Here is a 25,152-nt window from a genome sequence, read left to right as displayed (position 1 = left end):
ACAATGACCAGCAATGACATGACCCAGGATGGTATCCCATCCGACGAGGCGGCCGCGCGGCTGTGGCTGCGTGATCCTCTGGTCGTCCACCTCGGCGCGGGTGCCGATCCGAATCTCGCCGCGCGTGGGATCGTCGTCGATCGCACCACCGGAACCATCGTCGAACTCATCCCGGCCGGCGGCGAACCCCAAGGCGGAGCGGAATCGGTCTCCGAGATCGTCGACGCCTCCGAGCACGTCATCACTCCGGGCCTGATCAACACGCATCATCACTTCTATCAGACACTCACCCGGGCCTGGGCCCCGGTCGCGGATCTGCCGCTGTTCGGGTGGCTGCAGAACCTCTATCCGGTGTGGGCGAGGCTGACCCCGCGCGCCCTCGAGCTCGCGACGACCGTGGCCATGGCCGAACTCCTCGAATCCGGGTGCACGACCGCTGCCGACCATCATTACCTGTTCCCGACGGGCATGGACGAGGCCATCGACATCCAGGTCGAGGTCGTCCGCGCACTCGGCATGCGGGCGATGCTCACCCGCGGATCTATGTCGCTGGGTGAGAAGGACGGCGGCCTGCCTCCGCAGCAGACCGTGCAGGACGCCGAGGTGATCCTCGCCGATTCCCGCCGCCTCGTCGAGGCCCATCACGAACGCGGTGCCGGCGCGCAGATCCAGATCGCCTTCGCCCCCTGCTCGCCGTTCTCCGTGACCACCGAACTCATGCGCGAGAGTGCGACGCTGGCGGCCGAACTCGATGTCCGCCTCCACACGCATCTGGCCGAGACCATCGACGAAGAGGACTTCTGCCGGGAGCGCTTCGGCTTGCGCACCGTCGACTACCTCGAATCCGTCGGCTGGTTGGGTGATCGTGCGTGGCTGGCCCACGGAGTCCACTTCGACGACGAGGAGATCCGCCGCCTCGGCGCCGCCGGAGCCTCCGTCGCGCACTGTCCGACCTCGAACATGCGCCTGGCCTCAGGCATCGCGCGCGCGGTCGAGCTCGAAGACGCGGGAGTGGCTGTCGGCCTCGGCGTCGACGGTTCGGCCTCGAACGATGCCTCGAACCTCATCCGCGAGGTCCGCCAGGCCCTCTATATCCAGCGTCTGCGCTACGGTGCCGAGGCGGTCAACTGCGATCGGGTCCTCGACTGGGCGACGAAGGGATCGGCGGCCGCGCTCGGTCGCGACGACATCGGAACGATCGGCATCGGGCGGCAGGCCGACCTCGCGATGTTCCGCCTCGACGGTCTCGCGTTCTCCGGTGCGCACGATCCGATCCCCGCGCTTGTGCTCTGCGGTGCGGAAAAAGCCGACCGGGTGATGGTCGGCGGCAGATGGCGGGTCCTCGACGGCCACGCGATCGGTGCGGACGGGGTCGAACTCGACAAGGATGCCCTCATCGCCGCCCACCAGGAGGAGGCACGCCGCCTCATTGCGGGCTGAGAGGCCTCGTCGCAGAGGTGGAGCGCGGTCGCTCAGTCTTCGGGTTTCTTGAACACTTCGCGCAGGTGATCGCCGGTGAGGAAGTCGCCGACGCCGATCATCACGAGGCTGAACACGATCTGCTCGGTGACCATCCACACCGGGTAGAGTCCGGGGATCGCGGCCATGACGAGGGTGATGACGGGGAAGATCTGCGTGAACAGGCGCAGACGCTGGTAGCCCCAGTAGAGACCCTTCGTCGCGCGCCAGAAGAAGTAGAACAGGGTGGCGGTCATGCCGAGAACGACGATCGTGCGCATCCACACGGCGAACGGGACGGGTTGTCCGGCTTTGGCGATGATGATCGCGTAGACCACGGCCCCGAAGCCGAGGACGAGTTCGAACACGAGCAGCCACGTGATCCAGGCGAATGCCCGCTTCGTCTTCGGATGCGACAGGCCTTCGGCCGGGACCATGATGCCGGCCTTGCTGCCGCCGGCGATGCGGTCGATCTTCGAGAACAGATTCTCCATGGACATGACTTCAGGCTAACCCTGCAACGGTCCGGATTCCGCCTGATTCGGCGCTTCTGCGGGTGTGAGGCCGAACGTCAATCGAAAGTTGGGGACGGAGTTCAATCCTGCGGGTCAGGAAAGCGGGGGGGGCGGATCCTGATGAAGTAGAAGCATGAAGAAGATATTCAACGCGGCATGCGCATACATGATTATCGGTGTCCTCGCGGGTCTGTTCTACCGCGAGTTCACCAAGGCCAACGACTTCCCGGAAGGCGACTTCACTCAGCTCGGCGTGGTGCATACCCACGTGCTCACGCTCGGATTCATCGTCCTCCTCATCGTCCTTGCGCTCGACAAGGTGTTCGGACTGTCCGGGACGAAGCTCTTCTCGTGGTTCTTCTGACTCTACAACGCCGGCGTCGTCCTGACGGCGGGCATGATGGTCTAGCACGGTTCGCTCACCGTCCTCGGCGAAGAGTCCAATGCCATGATCGCCGGCATCGCAGGACTCGGACACATCGCCCTGTCCGTCAGCCTCGTCCTGTTCTTCCTCGCCCTGCGCAGGAAGGTCGTCGGCGCCGCCGAACCGGCAGCGCCCAGCATCGAGGCTGCGGCTGCCCTGTAATCTTCCGGCAGCTCGGTGAGTCGGGACTTTCGCCGAGGGGAACACCTTCGCCGAGGCGGCCCGGGTCCAGGGTGATAACAGGGGCGTTCAAGGCGAAGCGCACTCATCGATCGGTGCACCGGTCGACGGGTGCGCTTCGCCTTGAACGAGCGAGCAGAGAGGTTCCGCCGCTATCGGGTCACCGGCTGTTGCAGCTCGACGATCCAGTCAGGACCGGTTTCGAGGTAGACCTCGCGGCATGGTCCGACGAGCTCCCAGCCCCGAGCGAGGGCCCATTCGGCCAGATGCTGCCAGCTGGCGCCGATCCGGTTCATCGAACCTTCGTGGATGAGCGTCGCCGCGGTGCACGACGGCAGCTCGCCGATGTCGAGCTCGGGTCCACTGCCGCTGTCGCCGCTCACGGAAGCGCTGTCCGCTGTTGGAGTGCTGGTGCGGAATCCGCAGGTGACTTCGGTTCCCGACTCCGTTTCAGCGTAGATGCCGACCGCCATGGTCGGCACCCCTCCCGCCTCGGTGATCGCGTCTGCCGCAGAGTCGAACAGCGGGCCGATCTCGGCCGTGTCGAACGGAGGTTCGCCGAGGAGGACCGTGCGTCCGAGGGTCCTCTCCGGGGGCAGGTCCTTGATGATGCAGTCTGGGTGGTCCATGGTCGTCCTTTCGATGAGGGCCAGCCGAAAATCGACTTCGGCCAGCGCGGAGACTGCCGCCGACTGTTCGGCCAGCAGCTGATGACGACGTCGGTGGAGCATCTCGATGAGTGCATCCGAACTCAGTTCGGAGTCGAGCACTCCGGCGATCGACCGCAGCGGTATCCCGAGGGCGTTGAGCGCCATGATGCGGTTGAGCCGCGTCAGCTGCGCCGCACCGTAGCGTCGATGGCCGGTGAACTCATCGACCGTCTCTGGGGTGAGGAGGCCGAGCGACTCGTAGTGGCGCAGCATCCGCACGGATACCTGCCCGAACCGAGAGAAGTCACCGATCTTCAAAGTCCCCACTCCTTCGCCGTCAACACCATCTACCCACCTGCCACAGTGTCAGATGCAAGAGCGAATGTCAGTGCAGAGTCGAGTGCCGGGGGCAAGCGCGGCGGTCACTGGTGCTCGAGGAATCCGCGCAGGAGCTGTTCCGTTCCCTCCGCATGCTGAGCGGCGAGTTCCGCGGCCAGCTCGGGATCTCCGGCGAGGACGGCATCGAGGATCTCACCGTGCTGGGCGCACGAGTGCTCGACATTGGTCTCGATGAACGGAATCCGATCGAGCAGGGCGTTGATCCGGTCACGGGTGCTCGCGGAGGCGGCCACAAGCGAGGGGATCCGCGTGAGCTCGGCGATGCTGAGATGGAAGCGGGCATCGAGAGCGCGGAACTTCTCGGCGCTCTCACCTGGTGCCCCGAACACTTCCCGACATTCGCTCTCCGCCGTGGTGAGCGCTTCGACCTCGGCGGACTGGAGAGTCCTCGAGGCGACGATTCGGGCGGCGGCGGTTTCGAGCACATGCCTGAACCGCACGGCATCGTCGAGTTCGGCGGGATCGATGCTCCCTTCGGTCGCGTCGTCGCCGGCAGAGGGCAGCCTCGTGACGAACGTTCCGCCGTAGCGACCCCGTCGGACCGTGACGATGCCCGCGGTCTGGAGCTCGCTCAGCGCCTGCCGGAGCGTGGCCCGCGAGACCTTGATCCGGGCGGCGAGATCACGCTCCGCAGGAAGCTTGTCGCCGACGAGGTACTGGCCCAGGCGGATGGCGCGGAGGAGTGCCGCGATCGTGTGCTCGAAGACATTGCCCCGCGAGTGGGCGGGCGCCGACCCGGAGGAAGGTGCGGCCGCGGGCCCTGAAGTGGGCGTGGCGGTTGCGGCTGAAGACGGCGCAGCCACAGGGTTCGTCCCCTCGGCACGCGCTGCGGTCACCTCTTCACCGCCGCTCTCACCGTGCTCCACTGTTGCCTCCTTCACTGGCTTTCTGCCGCTCGTCTCCTGCCATCCAAGCAGAAAATCCTTGACAGTCGATTGTGGTCCAGATTACATTCGATCTCAGTCAATGGTATGAACTTGATCCATTGAACGTCTCGTTCACCGTCTCACCGATCATCGAGAACACCGAGGGGCAGCCATGAGCAAGAACATCGAATACGGCAATGTCGATGAGCACTACCTCGAGAAGCGGCAGCTGAAGAAGGGTGCCGCCGGCTGGATCCTCCTCGCGGGACTCGGCGTCGCCTACGTCATCTCCGGAGACTTCTCCGGCTGGAACCTTGGTCTGGCCGAAGGCGGCTGGGGCGGTCTGCTCATCGCCTTCCTCCTCATGGGGCTGATGTACGTGTGCATGGTCTTCGGCCTCGCCGAACTCTCCTCCACACTGCCGACCGCCGGCGCCGGCTATGGATTCGCCCGCCGCGCACTCGGCCCGCTCGGCGGGTTCGCCACCGGCATGGCCATCCTCATCGAGTACACGATGGCGCCGGCCGCGATCTCGACCTTCATCGCCGGCTACGTCCAGGCGCTCGGCATCCTCCCCGAATCGGTGCCGACATGGACGATCTACCTCGTCGCCTATGCGGTCTTCATCGGAATCCACCTATGGGGCGTCGGCGAGGCGCTGCGACTGATGTTCGTCATCACCGCCGTCGCGGTCATCGCCCTTGTCGTCTTCGTCGTCGCCGCTGTCGGCCACTTCGATGCAAGCAACCTCTTCGACATCGAACCCACCGGCTCGTTCGGCTCATCCGCGTTCATGCCGATGGGCATCTCCGGTCTCCTCGCCTCCCTCGTCTTCGGGATCTGGTTCTTCCTCGCCGTCGAAGGCGTGCCGCTCGCCGCGGAGGAATCGGCGAACCCGAAGAAGGACATGCCGCGCGGAATCATCACGGCCATGGCGATCCTCGTCGTCTTCGGCGCACTCATGCTCACGCTCGTCCCGGGACTCGCCGGCGCCTCGGCGATGGGAGTCTCCGACAATCCTCTGCCCGAGGCTCTGCGTACGATCTACGGTGAGAACTCGGCCCTGGCGACCTTCGTCAACTGGGCGGGCCTGGCCGGGCTCATCGCGAGCTTCTTCTCGATCATCTTCGCGTACTCCCGGCAGCTGTTCGCGCTCTCCCGCGCCGGCTACCTGCCCAAGTGGCTGTCCCTGACAGGCAAGCGCAAGACCCCGGTGCTCGCGCTCATCGTCCCCGGCACGATCGGCTTCATCCTCGCGATCGCCGTTGACGGCAACGGCGGAGTCCTCCTCAACGTCGCCGTCTTCGGCGCTACGGTCTCCTACGTCCTGCTCAACCTCTCCCACATCCGCCTGCGCTTCAAAGAGCCCGATCTGCCCCGCGGCTACCGGACTCCCGGCGGCGTCGTGACCACCTCCATCGCCCTCGTGCTCGCCTCGGTGGCAGTGATCGCCACCTTCTTCGTCGACATCCTCGCCGCGGGCATCGCCGCCGGAGTCTTCCTCATCGCGCTCGCCTACTTCTGGTTCTACTCCCGCCACCACCTCGTCGCGAGCGCCCCCGAAGAGGAGTTCGCACAGATCGAAGCCGCGGAGAAGGACCTCAAATAACCCGCCGGATCCGCCACCCGCCCACACGCTCAGTCCATCACCCCCCCCACAGCAAAGGAACCACGCATGACCGAGATTCCGGTACCCACCTCGCCCACCTCACAGCAGAGGACGTCCCGAGGGTCGATCCAAGCCGATCCGCTCTCTGTCGACGAGCTCCGCCGCCTCGCTGCCGAGGGCACGATCGACACCGTGGTCGTCGCCATCACCGATCACATGGGCCGCCTGCAGGGCAAGCGGCTCGGCGTCCAATTCTTCCTCGAGGACGTCATGGACCACGGTTCAGAATGCTGCAACTATCTGCTCGCGGTCGATGTCGATATGGACACCGTGGACGGCTACGAGGTCTCGTCCTGGGAGACCGGCTACGGCGACATGGTGATGAAACCCGATCTCGCGACCCTGCGCCTCCTTCCCTGGCAGCCGGGCAGTGCGATGGTCAACTGCGATCTCCTGACGACCACCGGCACCGAGGTGGCACCCTCCCCGCGGCAGATTCTGAAGAGACAGCTCGCCCGCCTCGCCGAGCACGGACTGAGCGCCCATGTCGGCACCGAACTCGAATTCATCACCTTCGATTCGAGCTACGAAGAGGCCTTCGCCTCGAAATACACCGAGGTCACGCCCTCGAACCAATACAACGTCGACTATTCCCTGCTCGGCACCGCCCGTGTCGAACCTCTGCTGCGCGACATCCGCAATTCGATGGCAGGTGCGGGACTCTTCGTCGAAGGGGCGAAGGGCGAATGCAACTTCGGCCAGCATGAGATCACGTTCCGCTATCAGCCCGCCCTCACGGCCTGCGACGATCACGCGGTGTACAAGAACGGCGCGAAGGAGATCGCCGCCCAGCACGGGAAGTCGATCACCTTCATGGCCAAATACGACCAGAAGGAGGGCTCCTCGTGCCATATCCACCTGAGCTTCCGCTCGGCTGAAGGCGATATGGTCATGGCCGGAGACCGCGAACACGGGTTCTCCACTCTCATGGAGCAGTTCATCGCCGGTCAGCTCGCCTGCATCGAGGACTTCACCTACTTCTTCGCCCCGAACATCAACTCGTACAAGCGCTTCGTCGAAGGTTCGTTCGCCCCGACTGCCGTCGCCTGGGGCTTCGACAACCGCACCTGCGCCTTCCGCGTCGTCGGCTCGGGGCCCTCCCTGCGCGTGGAATGCCGAGTCGGCGGGGCCGATCTCAACCCGTACCTCGCCACTGCGGCTCTCATCGCGGCGGGGCTCCACGGGATCGAGAACGGCCTCGAGCTGCCCGCGATCACCGAAGGCAACGCCTACACTGCCGGTGCCGACCGCCTGCCGACCACTCTCAAGGGAGCGCGCGACCGATTGGAGGGCTCACAGGTCGCCGAGGATGCCTTCGGAGACTTCGTCGTCCGCCACTACGTGCACGCCGCCGACATCGAACTCGACGCCTACAACTCGACCGTGACCGACTGGGAGAGGCTCCGTGGCTTCGAACGACTCTGAACCCGCTGCCGAACCGACAACGCCCGTCATCGCCGTCAGCTGCTATATGCAGCGGGCGCAATGGGGTGTGTGGGACACCGAGGCGGCCCTCATCCCGGCCGACTATGTCCGCATGGTCGCCGCCTGCGGGGCGATCCCCGTGCTGTTGCCTCCCCATGGTCAGACCCCGGCCGTGCTCGACCGCTTCGACGGACTCCTGCTCGCCGGCGGAGCCGACGTCGATGCCGCCGAGTACGGACAGCGGCCGCACGAGACGACCGTGTCCCACCCGTTCCGGGACGCCAGCGAGACCATGCTCCTGGCCGCTTCCCAGCAGCGTGGCCTGCCCGTGCTCGGCATCTGCCGGGGGCTCCAGGTCATCAATGTCGCGGCGGGCGGCACGCTCGATCAGCATCTGCCGTTCTCGCTCGGGCATTCGGACTACCAGCCCGCTCCCGGCGTCTACGGGCAGGTCTCTGTGACGACCGACCCCGGGTCGCTCGCCCACGAGATCCTCGGCGAGGCGACGACGGCACCCTGCTATCACCATCAGGGGGTCGACCGCCTCGGCGCCGGTCTGCGGGTGACGGGACGCAGTCCCGAAGGTCTCATCGAGATCATCGAGCGAGCCCCGGACAGGGAACGGGACGCGGGCTGGCTCTTCGCCGTCCAATGGCATCCCGAACACGACCCCACCGACGATCGAGTCGTGCGCGCCCTCGTCGAGGCGGCCCGACGGCACATGGCAGACAGAGCAACGAGGAGAACATCGAAGTGAGCATCTACACGGTCATCAACCCGGCGACGGAAGAGCCGATCACGGACGTCGAACTCGCCGATGTCGAGGAGACGGACCGGGCGATCGCGAAGGCGGCGCGGGCCTACGAGTCCTGGCGGGCTGTGGCCCCTGCCGATCGGGCCCGGATCCTGCGGCGCTTCGCCGACAGGGTCGATGCGGCGAACGAGGAGCTCGCGCAGCTCGAAGTCGCCAACGCCGGCCACACGATCGGCAACGCCAGGTGGGAGGCCGGCAACGTCCGCGATGTCCTCGAATACTACGCGGCGGTGCCCGAGAGGCTCTTCGGCCGTCAGATCCCCGTCGACGGCGGCGTCAACATCACCTTCGCGGAACCGCTCGGCGTCGTCGGCGTCATCGTCCCCTGGAACTTCCCGATGCCGATCGCCGGCTGGGGATTCGCCCCGGCACTGGCCGCCGGGAACACCGTGGTCCTCAAGCCCGCCGAGATCACCCCGCTGACCGCGATCCGCCTCGGCGAGCTCGCCCTCGAGGCAGGCCTGCCCGAGGGCGTGCTGCAGATCATCCCCGGCAAGGGATCCGTCGTCGGTGAGCGCTTCGTCACCCACCCCGACGTGCGCAAGGTCGTCTTCACCGGATCCACCGAGGTGGGCAAGTCGATCATGAGCGGCTGCGCGGCGCAGGTGAAGAACCTCACCCTCGAACTCGGCGGAAAGAATGCGAACATCGTCTTCGACGATGCTGATGTCGCAGCCGCCGCGGCCGCCGCCCCGGGAGGTGTCTTCGACAACTCGGGTCAGGACTGCTGCTCACGCTCCCGGCTGCTCGTCCAGCGTGGGATCTACGAGGATTTCATGGCCGCGCTCGAGTCGTCGGTCGGCTCGTTCGCCTGCGCGGATCCGAGCCGGGAGGACACGGACATGGGTCCCCTCGCCACCGCCGCCCACCGGGAGAAGGTCGCCGGCTACGTCGCCGCCGCCGAGGTGGCCTTCACCGGATCAGCGCCGGAAGGTCCGGGATTCTGGTTCCCGCCGACGGTGATCACCCCACCGGATGTCCGAGCTGCGGACTTCCGCGAGGAGATCTTCGGGCCCGTGCTCTCAGTCGTTCCCTTCGACACCGAGGCCGATGCCCTGCGCATCGCCAATGACACCGAATACGGGCTGTCCGGATCGATCTGGACGAACGATCTCGACCGGGCGATGCGGGTCTCCCGCGGCGTCGAGGCCGGCAACCTGTCGGTGAACTCGCACTCCTCCGTCCGCTACTCGACCCCTTTCGGCGGGTTCAAACAGTCCGGCCTCGGCCGTGAACTCGGTCCCGACGCCGTGTCCGCATTCACCGAGGTCAAGAACGTCTTCTTCGCAACCAGACCAGCACGCTGACCGGTGCGCTGCGCGTTGCACCTGCCATCACACCCACCACGAACATCAGGAGAATCATGACCACTGCAGCAACACGACTGACTGACAAGATCTGCGTCATCACCGGCGGAGCCTCCGGCATCGGGCTGGCCAGCGCCCGCCGGCTGACCGAGGAAGGTGCGAAGGTCGTCATCGGCGACCTCGACGAGGTCCGCGGTCCCGAGGTAGCCGACGAGCTCGGCGGTCTTTTCGTGCGCGTCAACGTCGCCGATGAGGAGGACGTGAAGAACCTCTTCGCGCGCACCGTCGAGCACTATGGTCGTGTCGACGTCGCCTTCAACAACGCCGGCATCAACCCGACCGACGACAATTCGATCCTCACCACCGATATCGCCGCGTGGTCGAAGGTGCAGACCGTCAACCTCACCTCCGTGTACCTGTGCAGCAAGTATGCGCTCGAGCAGATGGTCAAGCAGAAGTCCGGATCGGTCATCAACACGGCCTCCTTCGTCGCTCTCATGGGGGCCGCGACCTCGCAGATCTCGTACTCGGCGTCGAAGGGCGGAGTGCTGTCGATGAGCCGCGAGCTCGGCGTCCAGTTCGCCAAGGACGGCATCCGGGTCAACGCCCTGTGCCCGGGGCCGGTGAACACACCGCTGTTGCGCGAACTCTTCGCCTCGGACCCGGTGCAGGCACAGCGCCGACTCGTCCACTGCCCTGGAGGACGGTTCGCCGAGCCCGAGGAGATCGCCGCCGCCGTGGCCTTCCTCGCCAGCGACGACTCCTCCTTCGTCAACGCTTCGTCCTTCACCGTCGACGGCGGAATCTCATCCGCCTATGTCACCGCGGAGTAGGTTCAGCGCGGGGAGGAGGGGCAGAATCTCCTTGATTGAGCTATCGGAGGGGCGTCGCCGAGGTGGGGCCCGTTTGCAGTCGAGCCGATGGGTGAGAATGGTGCCATGAGCAGCGTGAGAATCCTTGCCATCGAACATGAGAACGGCACCGGACCGCAGAGGTTCGGGCAGTGGCTGGAAGAGGCCGGCGCCGACGTGGTGGTCACCCGGCCGTACCTCGGCGAGGAGATCCCCGGCGAGCTGCTTGTCCGCGATCCACAGGGCGCCGAGCGCGGTGGGACCGGCGCATTCGACGCACTCATTGTCCTCGGCGGGTCCGCTGGCCCGAGCGACGACGCCGACAATCCGTGGTTCCCGCAGGTCAGGGACCTGTTGCGGGAGTCGATCCGCGGAGAGTTCCCGAGCCTGAACATCTGCCTCGGCGGGGAGATGCTCGCGCTCGCCGCCGATGCCCCCATCTCTCGGCGGGCGCACCCGCAGATCGGGATCTACGAACTGGGAGCCACCTCGGCGGGGGAATCCGACCCGGTCTTCGGGTCGCTGGCCGGAGAACGGATGCCCGCGGTCCTCTTCCACCAGGAAGAGATGGCGCTGCCCGATGGGGCCGCACTTCTGATCACGGGTTCGGACGCGCCGGTTCAGGCCTATCGTCTCGGCGACTTCGCGTGGGGCACGCAGTTCCACCCGGAGACCGATGCGCGACAGATCGCTCGCTGGCTCGACGGGAACGACCTCGCCCTCCCAGCGGGTAAGACCGAGGATTCGATCATTGTCGAGGTCGAAGCCGCTGACGGTGAGCTCGAGGCACGCGGCCGCCGACTCGCCACCGCGTTTGTGGAGTTCCTCCGCTCGAGGTGAGGGTCCGAGGATCCACCGATTCGACGAACTGCTGACCCGACAAGGCGCACATACAACGAGGGAAGGCCGCGGAGTGAACCGCGGCCTTCCCTCGTCGTCGGCCGAGACCCGGAGGTCGGCCGGACTCGACCGATCAGGCTTCCTTGAGCTCCTGATCGGTGTTGGTGTAGTAGATCCCATCTCCTGTCGCTCCGACGAGCCCCATCGTGACTCGCAGGAGGCCCGGCTTGACGTCATCCATGGCCGGCGGAGTGTCGGGACCCAGGGTCAGCGACTTCCCGTCCTTCGTCGTCGCGGTGATCGAACCGATGTACACAGTGACATCGCCCTTGAGCGTCATATTATCGGCCGTGGTCACCAGCCCGGAGTCCTCGTCCGGCGGTTTCACCGTGAGTGAGAACCCGTCGACGGAGATCTCGTCGGCCTGGATCTTCAGGGTGACGATCGACCCGCCGTCTGACGTGGGCACGGAGACGAAGGAGATTCCCTTGAGACCCTTGAACGACAGGGACTCGGACACCATGGCCGCAGGCGTCTTCGTGAAGACCGGAGCGTTGTCATCGCGCTGAGCGTCCGCAGGGAATTTGCCGTCGAGCTTCTTATCCGAATCCTCGTCGCCGTCATCGTCGGGATCGCCGAGCCCCAGACCACCGGGATCGGTGGGTTCGGGCGAGGCCGAGTCCGATGGTTCATCGGTCGGCTCGTCCGTGGGACCAGGCTCCGGCTCACCGGGTTCAGAGGGCTTCGAGGTGGGATCATCCGTCGGCTTCGTCGGCATGCCCGGCGAGACGGTCCCCGCCGGTGCGGGGTTCTTCTTGACCGAATCGGAATCACCCGAATCGGAATCCTTGCACGTGTCCGTCAGAAAGCACAGCGGCGAAGCCTGCGCGGCTGACACCGTTCCCACTCCGAGCGTCGCCGGGACGACGAGGGCAGCTGCCGCCAGGAGGGAGGCCGTGCGGCGGCTGCGTGCCCTCATCCGGAACCCTCCTCGGTGCCGTCGGACTTCTTCTTCGGTTCGCGCGGTCCCATCCACGCGACGATGAGGATCGAGCCGATGGTGGACAGCAGCATACCGATGATGAATCCGCCGAGGTTCACTCCGATGAGCGAATAGACAGCGAGCACAAGCGCGATGATGCCGTAGAACACATGGTGCGTGGGCCTGAAGATCGAGAGCAGAGCGAGGACGACGATGACGATCGGAAGCACCGTCGCCTGCAGTCCCTCGATGCCGAACTGGATCTGCATGTTGCCGAGGTCCAACTGACCGGAGAAGAACAGCTCGATTCCTCCGATGACCGCAAGCACACCCCCGATGAAGGGACGCTGCCGACGCCAGTGCTTGAATCCTCGGCGGTCTTCGGCACCTTCGCTCATCTCGGCTTCCTCGCTCCTGTCAGCAACCCCTGCCTCCGACGTCGCGGCGGCGAACTCCGCCGTCTCGACGTCGGATTCGGGGTGGTCGTGCTGCTCACTGGCGCGTCGACTCCGCCGAGACAGCGCCAGCAGGCTCGACTTCTGCACGGTGGCCTCCTGTTCGGTCGCCTCCCGTTCTTCGGTCGGCTGCCCGTTGGCTGCTGAGTCCTTCATCAGTCGCACGTCTCGGATCCGTCGGTGAGCTTCAGAGACATGTCCTTGAGTGTGAAGACCGAAGCCGTGGTCGACCACGAGTCCTGCTTGAGGTCCTTGATCGAGACGGTGTCGGAGTCCTGGGAGAAGTCGCCCTTGCTGCCCTTGGCCTTCGTATTGACCTTGGAGGCGTCGACGCCGATGCGGATGTTCTTGAACTCAGCGTCACCCTTGAGGCCGGTCATGCCGATCTGCAGGTCCTTCGCCGAGGCAGGGGTGCCTTTGCCGCCCGCCTTGATCAGGATGCCGACCTTGCCCAGAGGAGTATCCTGGACTGCCGACTGGCAGAGATTCTCCAGGGTCGCATCCTTGATGTTCGCGGTGACGACCGGGTGCTGCTTGCCATCAGCGTCCTTGGCGACGCCGCTGTACTGGGAGAAGCCGGTTCCCTCGAGCTGCGAGGATGCGATCTTGAACTGGGTGCCGGAGATGGCGAACGACACCGGAACCGCGCCCTGGGCCACCCCGCCCATGAGCAGGGCGGAAACGACTCCCGTGGGAATCGCGAGCATGGCGACCCGCCCTGTATGTGATTTGCCGAGCTTGCGGATGGCTTCAATCTTCGGGAACTTCATTGATCCTCCTCTGGAGTCCGACGGCTGCGTCGGCATGGCAACTGTGACATATGTTACTACGGGGTATTACCCGACAGTATCGTGCCCGTAGTTTTCGCGTCAACCGCGAATTTCGCGCCGGCCCGCTGTGCGAGGCCCTCCGGCGTCGGGTTCGCTGGAGGGAGCCGGCCTGTGGGTGACGCAAGCGCGAGTATCGTCCCAGGTCGCAGCCGGGGCTGGTGCGGAGTTCACGAACGTGGACGTCGACAGACTCACCGGCGTCAGAGTCGCTCGAGCTCGTCGTGCAGAGCGGCGCGCAGGGCGATGATCCGGGGGTTCGTGCGCTGCCGCGTCGAATCGCCGTCGAGATCCGTCTGCTCGCAGGTGTCGGCAGTGGACTCACCGAGACCGACTCGAGGTCGATGCCGCCGCTGACCGCGCCGGCTCTCAGTGACATTCGGGGAACCAGCGCCGAGGCGAGGCCGATGGAGACGAGCCGGACGAGGAGGACGTTGTCCGAAGACTCCACGGTCGCCTGAGGTTCGAACCCTGCCCGCCGGCATTCGGCTCGTGACCAGTGCCCCGCGTGGGTGTCGGCCGGCTCCATGGCCCAGGAGTGATGCGCGCACTCGGCCAGGGGCGGCGGCGAGGCTGCGGAGTCGCGTGTTGCGGAATCGCGGGCGGCGGCGGGAGTGATGAGGCAGAGTTCGTCGTCGCCGAGCGCCTTGGACTCCACTCCTTCGTCGCGGCGAGCCGGCCTGGAGGGATAGTCCTCCTGGAGGACGAGGTCGAAGTCGCGGGCCAGCAGAGACGGCACCCCGGCCTCGGCGCGGATGTGCGTGGTGGTGACCTCCAGATCCGGATGGTTTCGAGCCAGCCGGGTGAGCGCTCCCGGCACGATCGTGTGCAGCGCCGTCTGGAAGGCCGCGATGCGCACGGTGCCGCCCACCCGGTGCCGGACCCCGGCGATCTCGGCCTCCGCCGCCTCGAGCTCACGGAGGACCACCTCGGTGTGGGTGACGAGGATCTGCGCCTCTTCCGTCAGGCGCACGCCGCGTCCCACGCGTTCGAGCAGCCCCGCCCCGACCTCGGTCTCGAGGATCTTGAGCTGGTGGGAGACCGATGATGGGTCCTGGCCCAGGGCTGCGGCGGCCGCCGCGAGGCTGCCGCGGGTTCCCACCTCTCGCAGCAGGCGGAGTCGTCTGAGACTGAGCATCATGCCTCCAGTTGGCGTCGAATCATGGGTTGGCGCCGGATCAGGAGGTCGGAGTCAATACATGGAAAAGATTCATGAATGGTAGTGAGAAATATTCTATCGATTACATGAATGCGCGACCGTAGGCTCGAACCGACCGCCGGCACACTTCCAGGAAAGGACTCGTGAATGACCGCCAACACCACCTCCGCAGACTTCCGCGTCGACGGAGACCGCCTGTGGGCCGACCTCACGGAACTCGCCGCGATCGGCGCCTACGACGATGAGGTGACCGGCCTCGTCGGCGTCGACCGCCAGTCGCTGACCGACGAAGACCGTGCCGGTCGTCGGCTGCTGATTTCGTGGATGGAGGAGCTCGACCTCGACGTCACGATCGATGAGATGGGTTCGATCTTCGGGCGCCGGGAAGGTGAGGACCCCGAGCTCGCCCCGGTTCTCATCGGCTCGTACATCGACACCGTCGCCACCGCTGGCGCCTTCGACGGCTGCCTCGGAGTCCTCGGCGGACTGGCTGTCCTCCGTGCCTTCGCCGAGGCGGGCCTGCGGACCCGTCGCTCGATCGTCGTGGCCGCGTGGACCGAGGAGGAAGGCGTGCGATTCGGCACGGACATGCTCGGCTCCGCCGTTGCCGCGGGGCGCCTCGGTCTTGACTACGCCTACGGACTCACCGACGCCGCCGGACTGAGGTTCGGCGACGAACTGATGCGCATCGGATTCCGCGGGGACCGCCCCGTGCTGCTCGACCCGCCGCACACGCGGGAACCACCCCGACGGAGCTGCGCATCGACGCCGGACTGGCCGCCGCGCAGATCGTCGTCGAGGTCAGGCGAATGGTCGACTCCGGAGCCTGTGGGCGCCTGCGGGCCACCGTCGGGCACATCGCGACCTCTCCCGGTCTGCCGAGCGTCGTGCCCGACCGGGCCGAACTCACCGTCGACCTGCGCAACCCCGACGATGCGGATATGGCCCGCGCCGAGGCGGATTTTGCTGCCTTCCTCGACACCCTCCCCGAGGCTCAACCGGGCCTGCGGGTCGAGACCGCACAGATGGCGAGGACGAAGGCCGTGCCCTTCGACGAAGGCGTGCAGGATGCGCTCGAGGCCGCGGCCAAGGAGCACGGCTATGACTCGCTGCGGCTGATGTCCGGTGCGGGCCACGACGCGCAGGAGATCGCCGCGATCGCCCCGGCTGCCATGGTCTTCGTCCGCGGGCAGTATCAGGGAATCAGCCACAACCCGCGCGAATACTCGACTCCCGAAGACTGCCGGGCCGGCGTCGAGGTCCTCGCCGCGGCGGCGCTGGAGCTGAGCGCCTGAGGCCACCTCAGATGGCAGTCATCGATCTGTCGGGACCGCAATCGATCTGCCGGGGATCAGCGCACAGGCGCATCCGGGCCGAGCGGGATGCCCAGGCCCCACCAGAGGAAGAACAGCAGGCTCCAGCTGATCGTCATGCACACGGCCAGCGGGAGGGTGTGTGAGGCGAGCGTGCCGATGCCGGCGTTCTTCTGGTACTTCTGCATGAAGCCGAGCGCGAGGATGAAGTACGGGCTCATCGGGGTGATCGCCGTCGAGCCGGAGTCGGCGATGCGGAAGATCGCCTGCGAGGTCTCGGGTGGGACCTCGAGGAGCATGAGCAGCGGCACGATGACCGGGGCCATGATCGCCCACATCGCCGAACCGGAGGTGATGAGCACGTTGACGACCGAGAGGACGAGCAGGACGAGGATGAAGACGACCCAGGTCGGCAGGCCGAGCCCGGTGAAGAGCTCGGAGACCGAGACGGAGACGAGCATGCCGATGTTCGTCCACTCGAAGTACTCGAGGAACTGGGCGATGGCGAAGAAGAGGACGAGGACGCCGGCGATCGACGCCAGCCCCTGACCCATGAGCTTCGGGACGTCGGACCAGGTCTCGATCGAGCCCTCGCGGAAGCCGTAGACGATGCCGCCGATGCCGAAGAGCAGGGCGATGAGGAAGGCGATGCCGGTGAGGAACGGGGACTCGCCGAACGGACCGTCGCCGCGCAGCGGGGCGCCGTCGGGGACGACGAGGACGACGATGGCGATGACCGCGGCGATGACGGCGAACATGGCCAGGCGCAGAGCGTTGCGCTCCTTGTCGGAGATGACGAGGTCTTCGTATTCGGCGTCCTCATCGGCTTCGAGGTTGTCGCGCTTGGTCAGCACGAGCTCGGTGACGATGGTGATGACGACGGCGAGCAGGATGGAACTGGCGATGTTGAAGTACCAGTTGCCGATCGGAGTGACGATGTAATCGGGGTCGATGATGTTCGCAGCGGCGGATGTGATGCCCGCGAAGATCGCGTCGTTGGGGGTCGGGATCGGACTCGCATCGTAGCCGGAGGCGATCGAGGTGTAGGCGACGATGACGCCGAGGACGGGGGAGCGGCCCACGGCCTTGAACACCATCCCGCCGAGCGGGACGAGGATGACGTAGGCCGCCGCCGAGGCGACGTGGGAGACCGTGCCCATGAACGCGACGGTGAACACGATGAGTCCGGCGGGGACCCGGGCGATCGAGACCTTCATCGCCGTCGACAGCAGGCCGGTGCGTTCGGCCAGAGCCACGCCCATGATGACGACCATGATCGTGATCAGCGGAGGGAAGGACTGGTAGGCGTCGAGCGCGGTGCTCACGGCCATTGCGACGCCGTCGCCGCTGAGAAGGTTGTGCACCGGGGTCCAGTCGCCGGTGCCCGGATCCTTCACCCCGGCGCCGACCGCCGAGAGGATGAGGCTGCACACGGCGAGGATCGCGGCGAGGATCCAGAACAGCCAGAACGGGTTCGGCAGCTTGTTGCCGACGACCTCGATGACGTTGAGGGCGCGGATGACGAGCGGGAGCTTCTCCTGCTCGGAGTTCTTCGTGGTGGGTGTGGTCGTTTCCATGGCGGGCTCCTGAGGGTCCGGCGGATCGGTCCTGGCGGTCCGGTCCGGGGGAGTTTTCGGGCAGGACTCGGCTGGGCCCGTGAACTCCATTGGTCTGGAAGGATCGGTGGTCTGGTGGCTGGTCGGACGGGTCGGTGGGCTGGTTAGAGTCTCTGCATCTCCCGGCAGTAGGCGACGAGTGTGTCGATGACCTCGCCGAGGATGCCTTCCCCGGCCGTGGCCGTGGCCGTCCGTGGGTCGCCCAGGACCCCGTTCTCGGCGTAGCGGTCGAAGGTCACGGCCGTCGACGGCGACTTCGTCCTGCTCAGTCGTGACCGCGGGTCGAGATCGGCCAGTGTCGTGGCCCCCGGGTTCAGGTGGGCGGTGTCGACGAGACGTTCGTCGATGGCGAGCATCTGCGAGGTCTCGGATTCTCCGCAGTGGCCGCTGATTTCGGTGCGCGGCAGGGCTGCGGTCGACGAGGTCGCCAGGGCGGAGACGGGGGAGTAGGCGAAGACGAGATCCGGATGGGTGCCGAGCAGGGTCTGCTGGGCGACTCCGAGCGCGGCCATGTTTCCGCCGTGGCCGGTGATGACGAGGATCTTGTCGAAGCCCGCGTCGGCGAGCTGGCTCGCCACCGAGGTGACGAGGTCGACGAAGAGTCGGGGCCCGATGTTGACGGTGCCGGGCAGGAACCGGTGGTGCGGGGAGACGCCGTAGTCGATGCTCGGCAGAACGAAGGCGCTGCCGGACGCGTCGCCTGCGTCGTGGCCGTCCGCTTCGTGGAGGAGGTCTGCTTCGTGGAGACGGTCTGTTTGGTGGAGGCGGTCGACGACGGCGCGGGCGACGTGGTCCGCGCGGATGCTGTCGGTGCCCAGCGGCAGGCCGTCGCCGTGCTGTTCGGTCGCGCCGACCGGCAGGATGAGCAGGCTGCTGCGCTCCTTGGCCACCTCGACCTCGAGAGAGGTGAGTTCGGCGTAGTCACGGACGTGCGGGCGGATGCCCGTGAGCGTGGGGCGGGTCATCGCTGGGGCCCTTCTGTGTCAGGTTCCTGGGGTCGTTCGGTGTCAGGTTCGGCGTCGTCGTTCCAGTCGGCGAGGACCGTGGCCTTGATCGCCTCGAGGTGTTTGCGCGTGCGGTGGGCGGCTTCGAAGCCGTCGCCGCGGCGGATCGCGTCGAGGATGTCGGCGTGCTCGTCGTGGTCGCGCAGGCGGTCGTAGGTGGTGCGTGCCGCCTGTTGAGTGCGCGAGTGGATCGCGAGCAGGGACACGAGCATCTCGTGCAGGGCGCGGTTGCCCGAGGCCCGGGCGAGCTCGACGTGGAAGTGTCCGGCCGGTACGGCGGTCTCGACCTGGAGGGCATTGTCGAGTGCCGAGGTCATCGAGGTCACGGCGTCGGAGTCCTGGACGGAGGCGGCGAGCTCGGCGATGCCGGGTTCGATGGCGATGCGCGCGTCGAGGAGCTCGATGGCTGCGGCGAGGTCCACGGGCACATAGTGCGGATTGTCGAGGATGCGGCGGTTGATCGCCTCCCGAACGTAGGTGCCCGAACCGTGCTTGAGCTCGACCGAACCGGTGGCCTCGAGACGGCGCAGCGCCTCGCGGACGGTGGGCACGGTGACCTCGAACCGCTCGGCGAGGACCTTCGCCGAAGGCAGGCTCTGGCCGGGCTGGAGGTTCTCGGTGCGGATGGTCTCGACGATCTCGCGGGTGAGGCGTTCGACGAGTCCGATGGATGCTGGCATGGCACTCTCCTTCAAGTGTTTAAGTCATCTAATCACTTTGGGATCGAATGTGTCAACGGTCACTTCTGGCCGCGGCCCAGATGGTCGCTGTCGAGTCGGCTCCGGGGGTGGTGCTTCGTGGTCACTTGGTCGGTCCCTGTGTTGGCCCCGGGTGGCTGTCGAAGAAGTCCCAGACCGTATCTGTGGCCGAGAAGTGTTCGGTGACGTAGCCGCCGCCGCTGTAGACGATCTCACCGGGCCAGACGTGACCGCCGTCGGCGACGGAATAGAGTTCGACCTCGGCCGCCTCTCCCGGGTGCTTCCCGGCCGGTCCGTCGCACTTCTTCCAGCGCGTGCGGGTGACGTCCTCGCCCTTCCGCCCGACGTTGCGTTCGGTCATCACGCGGCAGCCCGCAGCGTCGACCCAGGGCTGGATCCACTCGCGCACTCCCGGATAGTCCTCGCCCTGCCGGTGGCCGCCCTCGTAGTGCATGGTCTCATCGCCGGTGCCGTGGATCGCGAGGACCGGTGTCGGCGTCTTGTCGTCGCAGTCCTCGGTCGACTGCGGGTAGTAGGCGCCGGCGACGGGAGCGAAGGCCGAGAAGCGATCGCGCAGGTGGCAGGCGAGCACGGAGACCATGCCGCCGCCGTTCGACTTGCCGGTGGCGAAGACGCGATTGAGGTCGATGCAGTGTTCGGATTCGATCGAATCGAGCATATCGGCAGTGAATGCGACGTCATCGGCGCCGCTGGCATAGGGGGCGCCCTGCCAGGATCGTTTGCCGTCGTTGAGATCGCCGTCGGGGAAGACGGTGATCGCCGGCAGGGTCGGCAGGCCCGTGTAGTTCTGGAACTCGGCCCCGTCGGAGCCGTTGCCGTGGAACCCGAGGACGAGCGGCAGCGGGGTCGAGGCGTCATAGTCGCGGGGGATGTTGATCCGATAGCTCCGCTCCTTGCCGCCCGAGGTGATGCTCCGTTCGTCGTTGCCCGGGGTCTGCTCGGTGCCGCAGCCGGCCGACGGGGCGGCCGGTATCGTCGATGCTTTCTTGCCGATGGTTTGAGCGGCGGCAGAATGCGCAGGTGCGGTCTGTGTGGTGGCGGGCATTCCTGAGGCCGCAGCTGTGCCCGTCAGCAGAGCAGCGCTCGCGGCGGTCGCGAGCAGGGCGGTCGTGATGCGTTTCGTCATTGATGACATCGTCAGTCCTTTGATCGTCGGTGATCGTGGTGAGGACTCTAGCACAAGTCATCAGATGACTAGAAGAGCAGCGATCCGCTGTATGCGCTCGTCGGCGTCAGTTGCTCTGCGGCGAATCCCCTTCGATGGTCGACCAGTTCGCCTTTGTCAGTGCGACGGCATGCGCCTGCTCGCCGGCACCGACGGCGGCGATGATCTCGGTGTGCTGCTCCGGAGAGGCTGATCCCTTCACCGATTCGAAGTGCAGGAACTCCGCTCGGCGCAGAGTGGCGGTGACGACCTCGAGGTGATCGGGAATGAGGGGATTCCCGGATCGAGTGAGGGCCACCTCGTGGAAGTCGTCATCGGCCGCAATCGCCGCCTCGGCATCGCCGGTCGCGAGGGCCGCGCTCAATCGGCCGTTCGCCTGCTCCATCTCATTCAGAGCCACCTCGTCGAGGGAGGGAAAGGCGAGGTCGACCGCTAGACCGTGGAGTTCGGAGGCGATCTGCCGGGCCGCGAGGATGAGTTCCGGATCCTCAGGGGCCACGCGCGTCATCCGGCCCGGCTCCGCCACGACGAGTCCGGCCTGCGCCAACCGTTGGAGCGCCTCGCGCACGGGGGTTCTGGACACCTGGAGCCAGGCGCCGAGCTCCTGATCGCGCAGCTGTTCCCCCGGGGCGAGCTGGCCGCGGACGATGGCGTCGCGGATCGACCGATAGACGTTATCGCGCAGCAGGCTGCGCTGCGGGGCGGGGGAATCCGTGGGGATCGGCACGCTCGGTCACCTTGTCTCTGAGTGGGCAGGTCTCGTCCCGCGGGATGGGACTCGAACTCTGACCCATTGTAACCATCAGCAGAATGCAATATATTGCATATCACTGGATGCGATCCAGGACACATCGCACGAGAGAGCGATCGCCCCGAAGCGAACGTTTCAGAGAACAGAGGACATCATGGCCATCACCGACTTCGAACGCTACCCACTCACCTTCGGTCCGAGCCCAGTGCACGAGCTTTCGCGACTGAGCGACCACCTCGGCGGGGCCCGCATCTGGGCCAAACGGGAAGACGTCAACTCAGGACTCGCCTTCGGCGGCAACAAGACCCGCAAGCTCGAGTACATCGTTCCCGACATCCTCGCCTCGGGTGCGGACACCCTCGTGTCCATCGGCGGCTACCAGTCCAACCACACCCGCCAGGTCGCCGCCGTCGCCGCTCACCTGGGGCTGAAGGCGCGCCTCGTGCAGGAACGCTGGGTCGACTGGGAGGACCCGGTCAACGACAAGGTCGGCAACATCGAGCTCTCGCGCATCATGGGAGCCGACGTCCGCCTCGACTCGGCCGGATTCGACATCGGCATCCGCTCGAGCTGGGAGAACGCCCTGGCCGAGGTCGAAGAATCAGGCGGCAGGCCCTACCCGATCCCGGCCGGCGCCTCCGAGCACAAGTTCGGCGGACTGGGCTTTGCGAACTGGGCGTATGAGGTCGCCGAACAGGAGAAGGAGCTCGGCGTCTTCTTCGACACCATCGTCGTGTGCACCGTGACCGGCTCGACGCATGCCGGAATGATCGCCGGATTCGCGGCTCTCGAAGCCGCCGGCGGACGCCCTCGCAAGGTCATCGGCATCGATGCCTCGGCCACGATCGAGAAGACCCGCGACCAGGTGAAGAGGATCGCGAACACCACTGCCGAACTCATCGGCCTCGGGCGTGAGATCACCGACGGCGACGTCGATATCCGCACCGGCTGGGAAGGCCCGGCCTACGGCATCCCCGACGAGACGACCGTGAACGCGATCCGCACCGCCGCCCAGCTCGAAGGCGTCATCCTCGACCCCGTCTACGAGGGCAAGTCGATGGCAGGGCTCCTCGACCTCGTCGGAGACGGCACGATCGGCAGGGATTCCACCGTCCTCTACGCCCACCTCGGCGGACAGCTCGCACTCAACGCCTACTCCTCGATCTTCTGACGATGAGCACCGCACAGGAGGCGACTGCGCGAGAGTCGGCGGCTCAGGACACGGACCGCCACCAATTCGAGACCTCCCTGCAGGTCAGCCCGCCCGGGACGAACGACCGACCGCTGCGGGCTTCGACCTCGGGAGACGATGAGATCCTCGACGAGATCGCCCAGCGCGTGCTGTGGCTGGCGACCTCGATCATCGACCGTGCCAACCGCGGCCGGATCAACCCGGACGGGGTCAAGGTCGGCGGTCACCAGTCCTCGTCGGCCTCGATGACCGGGATCATGACGGCGCTGTGGTTCACCCGACTGCGCGCCATTGACCGCGTCTCGGTCAAACCCCATGCCTCGCCGGTCCTCCACGCGATCAACTATCTGCTCGGAGACCTCGGCGAGGAATTCCTCGACACCCTGCGCAGCCGCGGGGGACTCCAGCCCTACCCGTCACGGACGAAGGACCCGGACACGGTGGACTTCTCCACCGGTTCCGTGGGCATCGGCGCGACCGCCCCCATCTGGGCAGCCCTGTCCCACCGCTACGTCTCCGACCGGTTCCCCGAGACCCCGGAAGCCGGCCGGTTCTACTCCCTGCTCGGCGACGCGGAGATGGACGAGGGGGCGGTTTGGGAGGCGATCATCGATCCGGAGGTGCGCAGCCTCGGCGAGATCGTGTGGATCGTCGACCTCAACCGGCAGTCGCTCGATCGGGTCATTCCCGATGTCCAGATCCGTCGTTTGCAGGGCATGTTCGATGCCGCCGGGTGGCAGGTGCTCACCTGCCCGTGGGGGCGCCGACTCGAAGCCGTGTTCGCAGCCCCCGGCGGCGAGGCGCTCAAGAATCGGCTCGTGCGGATGCCCAATCCCGAATACCAGCGGCTGCTGCGCGCCCATCCGTCCGAGATCCACGACCGGCTGCTCTCGGGTCTCACCGACACCGAGGCGGCCGCCCTGTCCGCGGTCATCGACGGCTTCGACGCGGACGGTCTCGCCTCCCTCATCCGTGACCTGGGTGGACATGACCTCGGCCAGCTCGTGTCGACGTTCGACGCGATCGACGACGACCGGCCGACGGTGGTCTTCGCCTACACGATCAAAGGCAAGGGGCTGGCCACGGAGGGCCATCCCGGCAACCATGCCGCGCAGCTGACCGAAGCGCAGATGCGCGAGCTCGCGGCCGCCTCGGGGATGGACCTCGATGACCCGTGGGTCACCTTCGCTCCGGACACCCCGGCCGGCCGGTTCTGTGCCGAGACCGCGCAGCGGCTGCGACGGGAGCCGGTGACCGGCCATGCCGTGGCCGCAGTGCCTGCCGAACTGGGATTCACCCCGCGACCGCAGATCTCCACGCAGGCGGCGCTGGGGCGGTTCCTCTCCGACCTCAAGCACGTCGCCCCCGAGGTGGCCCAGCGGGTTGTGACCCTGTCACCGGACGTCGCGACGTCGACGAACCTCGGCGGATGGATCAACAAGACCGGGATCTGGTCCCCGGCAGGCCGGCATGACTGGTTCTCCGATGACCGGGAACGAGTGCTGCGGTGGCAGGAGGGCACGAGCGGACAGCACATCGAACTCGGCATCGCCGAGGTCAATCTCGTCTCCCTGGCTGGAGAGCTCGGGTCCACCGGGCAGCGCTGGGGACAGCCGCTGCTGCCGATCGCCACGATCTACGATCCCTTCATCAACCGGGCCCTGGAGCCCTGGACCTTCAGCCTCTACGCGGGTGGGCGTTCGATCATGGTAGGCACGCCCTCGGGTGTGTCGCTCGCGCCGGAAGGCGGGGCTCACCAGTCGTTCAACACACCTTCGGTGACTCTGGAGATCCCGGGCCTGACGAGCTGGGAGCCCGCTTTCGCCCAGGACCTCGAGTGGACCCTGCTCGAAGCGCTGCGCGAACTCGCGGACCCGGACGGCGACTCCGCCTACTTCCGGCTGACGACGAGACCGGTAGCGCAGGAGCTCGCAGGTGTGCCCGAAGATCCGCTGCTGCGGGAACGCCGCCGTGACCAGGTCATCGCCGGCGGCTACCGGCTCTCCGCCAGACCGGCCGCCGAGGACGAGGTCACCCTCGTCGGCGTCGGGGCCATCATGACCGAGGTGATCGCGGCGGCGGCTCGACTGGAATCCCTGGGCGTCCGGGCCGGGATCGTCTGCCTCAGCTCACCGTCGAAGGTGTTCCGGTCGGTGCAGGATCGGTCTCAGGTCCGCTCGAGTGTCCGCTCGGCCATCGCAGATGAACTCTTCCCCGCAGACCATCCGGCACCACTGGTCACCGTCCTCGACGGGCACCCGCACACTTTCGCGTTCCTCTCCGGAGTGCGCGGGGACCGCACACGGAACCTCGGGGTCACCGAATTCGGTCAGGCATCCTCGGTGGGGGAGGCCTATGCGATCCACGGGATCGACACGGACTCTATCGTGCGCGCCGGACTCGACCTCGTGGGGCGGTGAGTTCCCGCGAAGCGAGGTGAACCGTTGCGGTCTTCTGGTTCGATGAACAGGGACCGGAGCGGACCCCTCGCCGAGGCGGGTGGTCCCCGATCGAGGCCGGCGTTCTCTCGTCGCGAGCGCGGTTCGGATTTCGTTGTGACCGATTCGGAAT

General features: G+C 66.5%; 22 protein-coding genes and 2 pseudogenes. 12 read left to right on the top strand and 12 right to left on the bottom strand.

The genetic code is table 11. The features are described 5' to 3' along the window. The first annotated feature begins 3 nt into the window (after positions 1 to 3). A complete protein-coding gene (locus tag HK401_RS08245) occupies positions 4 to 1,440 on the top strand; it encodes an 8-oxoguanine deaminase (RefSeq protein ID WP_258234078.1) in 1,437 nt (478 codons plus the stop codon). 32 nt (positions 1,441 to 1,472) lie between these two features. Here the strand turns inward: HK401_RS08245 and HK401_RS08240 are convergent, their stop codons facing one another. Beyond that, the gene (locus tag HK401_RS08240) at positions 1,473 to 1,958 is read right to left on the bottom strand and encodes a hypothetical protein (protein ID WP_181274179.1); all 486 of its coding nucleotides are present in this window, start codon (positions 1,956 to 1,958) and stop codon (positions 1,473 to 1,475) included. A 148-nt stretch (positions 1,959 to 2,106) separates the two neighbouring features. On the opposite strand from HK401_RS08240, the pseudogene HK401_RS08235 reads away from it, so the two are divergent. Further along, positions 2,107 to 2,559 (top strand): annotated as a pseudogene (locus HK401_RS08235) (DUF2871 domain-containing protein). Between the two features lie 170 nt (positions 2,560 to 2,729). Here HK401_RS08235 and HK401_RS08230 read toward each other — a convergent pair. Together HK401_RS08230 and HK401_RS08225 are read right to left on the bottom strand one after the other, a co-directional pair. Further along, complete coding sequence (locus HK401_RS08230) at positions 2,730 to 3,545, bottom strand: MerR family transcriptional regulator (protein ID WP_181274178.1); 816 nt, start codon at positions 3,543 to 3,545, stop codon at positions 2,730 to 2,732. A gap of 104 nt (positions 3,546 to 3,649) precedes the next feature. Beyond that, a complete protein-coding gene (locus HK401_RS08225; RefSeq protein WP_246490538.1) occupies positions 3,650 to 4,492 on the bottom strand; it encodes a FadR/GntR family transcriptional regulator in 843 nt (280 codons plus the stop codon). A gap of 172 nt (positions 4,493 to 4,664) precedes the next feature. Here HK401_RS08225 and eat point away from each other — a divergent pair, with 172 nt between their 5' ends. The 6 genes from eat (at position 4,665) to HK401_RS08195 (ending at position 11,398) form a co-directional block, all read left to right on the top strand. Beyond that, positions 4,665 to 6,101: an ethanolamine permease gene (eat, locus tag HK401_RS08220; protein ID WP_181274177.1), complete on the top strand. Its 1,437-nt coding sequence runs from the start codon at positions 4,665 to 4,667 to the stop codon at positions 6,099 to 6,101. 66 nt (positions 6,102 to 6,167) lie between these two features. Further along, positions 6,168 to 7,586, top strand: a complete 1,419-nt coding sequence (locus HK401_RS08215) for a glutamine synthetase family protein (protein WP_181274176.1) — start codon at positions 6,168 to 6,170, stop codon at positions 7,584 to 7,586. Beyond that, a complete protein-coding gene (locus HK401_RS08210) occupies positions 7,567 to 8,343 on the top strand; it encodes a gamma-glutamyl-gamma-aminobutyrate hydrolase family protein (RefSeq protein WP_181274175.1) in 777 nt (258 codons plus the stop codon). Before HK401_RS08215 ends, HK401_RS08210 begins: the two co-directional genes overlap by 20 nt. Then, the gene (locus HK401_RS08205) at positions 8,340 to 9,707 is read left to right on the top strand and encodes an aldehyde dehydrogenase family protein (protein ID WP_181274174.1); all 1,368 of its coding nucleotides are present in this window, start codon (positions 8,340 to 8,342) and stop codon (positions 9,705 to 9,707) included. The genes HK401_RS08210 and HK401_RS08205 overlap by 4 nt, the downstream gene beginning before the upstream one ends. Positions 9,708 to 9,763: 56 nt before the next feature. Next, positions 9,764 to 10,540, top strand: a complete 777-nt coding sequence (locus HK401_RS08200) for a 3-oxoacyl-ACP reductase (RefSeq protein ID WP_181274173.1) — start codon at positions 9,764 to 9,766, stop codon at positions 10,538 to 10,540. A gap of 105 nt (positions 10,541 to 10,645) precedes the next feature. Further along, positions 10,646 to 11,398, top strand: a complete 753-nt coding sequence (locus tag HK401_RS08195) for a type 1 glutamine amidotransferase (protein WP_181274172.1) — start codon at positions 10,646 to 10,648, stop codon at positions 11,396 to 11,398. A gap of 133 nt (positions 11,399 to 11,531) precedes the next feature. Here the strand turns inward: HK401_RS08195 and HK401_RS08190 are convergent, their stop codons facing one another. Genes HK401_RS08190 through HK401_RS08175 form a run of 4 tightly spaced genes read right to left on the bottom strand, consistent with a single transcriptional unit; the run spans position 11,532 to position 14,803 of the window. Further along, the gene (locus HK401_RS08190; RefSeq protein WP_181274171.1) at positions 11,532 to 12,377 is read right to left on the bottom strand and encodes a hypothetical protein; all 846 of its coding nucleotides are present in this window, start codon (positions 12,375 to 12,377) and stop codon (positions 11,532 to 11,534) included. Next, positions 12,374 to 12,991: a DUF6114 domain-containing protein gene (locus tag HK401_RS08185; protein ID WP_181274170.1), complete on the bottom strand. Its 618-nt coding sequence runs from the start codon at positions 12,989 to 12,991 to the stop codon at positions 12,374 to 12,376. The genes HK401_RS08190 and HK401_RS08185 overlap by 4 nt, the downstream gene beginning before the upstream one ends. Beyond that, positions 12,991 to 13,605, bottom strand: coding sequence for a DUF6230 family protein (locus tag HK401_RS08180; protein ID WP_181274169.1), 615 nt, complete (start codon positions 13,603 to 13,605; stop codon positions 12,991 to 12,993). The genes HK401_RS08185 and HK401_RS08180 overlap by 1 nt, the downstream gene beginning before the upstream one ends. Further along, on the bottom strand, positions 13,586 to 14,803 hold the full coding sequence (locus HK401_RS08175) for a LysR substrate-binding domain-containing protein (protein ID WP_219921804.1): 1,218 nt from the start codon (positions 14,801 to 14,803) through the stop codon (positions 13,586 to 13,588). Before HK401_RS08175 ends, HK401_RS08180 begins: the two co-directional genes overlap by 20 nt. A 165-nt stretch (positions 14,804 to 14,968) precedes the next feature. Between HK401_RS08175 and HK401_RS21155 the strand changes: the two are divergent. Then, positions 14,969 to 15,409: pseudogene (locus tag HK401_RS21155) on the top strand (M20/M25/M40 family metallo-hydrolase); the annotation flags it as partial. 221 nt (positions 15,410 to 15,630) lie between these two features. Next, entirely contained in the window at positions 15,631 to 16,116 is a 486-nt protein-coding gene (locus HK401_RS20450) for a M20/M25/M40 family metallo-hydrolase (protein WP_373563645.1), read from the top strand. Positions 16,117 to 16,172: 56 nt separating this feature from the next. Here the strand turns inward: HK401_RS20450 and HK401_RS08160 are convergent, their stop codons facing one another. From HK401_RS08160 to HK401_RS08140, 5 genes are all read right to left on the bottom strand, one after another. Continuing rightward, entirely contained in the window at positions 16,173 to 17,711 is a 1,539-nt protein-coding gene (locus HK401_RS08160; protein ID WP_181274166.1) for an AbgT family transporter, read from the bottom strand. Between the two features lie 143 nt (positions 17,712 to 17,854). Further along, positions 17,855 to 18,715 carry a creatininase family protein gene (locus tag HK401_RS08155; RefSeq protein ID WP_181274165.1) on the bottom strand — a complete coding sequence of 287 codons (861 nt, stop codon included), beginning with the start codon at positions 18,713 to 18,715 and terminating at the stop codon, positions 17,855 to 17,857. Continuing rightward, the gene (locus HK401_RS08150) at positions 18,712 to 19,434 is read right to left on the bottom strand and encodes a FadR/GntR family transcriptional regulator (protein WP_181274164.1); all 723 of its coding nucleotides are present in this window, start codon (positions 19,432 to 19,434) and stop codon (positions 18,712 to 18,714) included. The genes HK401_RS08155 and HK401_RS08150 overlap by 4 nt, the downstream gene beginning before the upstream one ends. Positions 19,435 to 19,555: 121 nt before the next feature. Next, positions 19,556 to 20,599 (bottom strand): CE1 family esterase, encoded by a 1,044-nt coding sequence (locus HK401_RS08145; RefSeq protein WP_181274163.1) that lies wholly within the window; start codon positions 20,597 to 20,599, stop codon positions 19,556 to 19,558. 106 nt (positions 20,600 to 20,705) lie between these two features. Next, a complete protein-coding gene (locus HK401_RS08140; protein WP_181274162.1) occupies positions 20,706 to 21,365 on the bottom strand; it encodes a GntR family transcriptional regulator in 660 nt (219 codons plus the stop codon). 178 nt (positions 21,366 to 21,543) lie between these two features. Here HK401_RS08140 and HK401_RS08135 point away from each other — a divergent pair, with 178 nt between their 5' ends. Together HK401_RS08135 and HK401_RS08130 are read left to right on the top strand one after the other, a co-directional pair. Next, positions 21,544 to 22,560: a 1-aminocyclopropane-1-carboxylate deaminase gene (locus HK401_RS08135; protein WP_181274161.1), complete on the top strand. Its 1,017-nt coding sequence runs from the start codon at positions 21,544 to 21,546 to the stop codon at positions 22,558 to 22,560. Between the two features lie 2 nt (positions 22,561 to 22,562). After that, entirely contained in the window at positions 22,563 to 25,001 is a 2,439-nt protein-coding gene (locus tag HK401_RS08130; RefSeq protein ID WP_181274160.1) for a thiamine pyrophosphate-binding protein, read from the top strand. The last annotated feature ends 151 nt before the right edge of the window (positions 25,002 to 25,152 follow it).

It is taken from the genome of Brevibacterium oceani, from assembly GCF_013623835.1.
GTDB classification, from domain to species: domain Bacteria; phylum Actinomycetota; class Actinomycetes; order Actinomycetales; family Brevibacteriaceae; genus Brevibacterium; species Brevibacterium oceani.
Note: the sequence above shows the minus strand (reverse complement) of the source record. Positions and strands in the feature narration are given on the sequence as shown.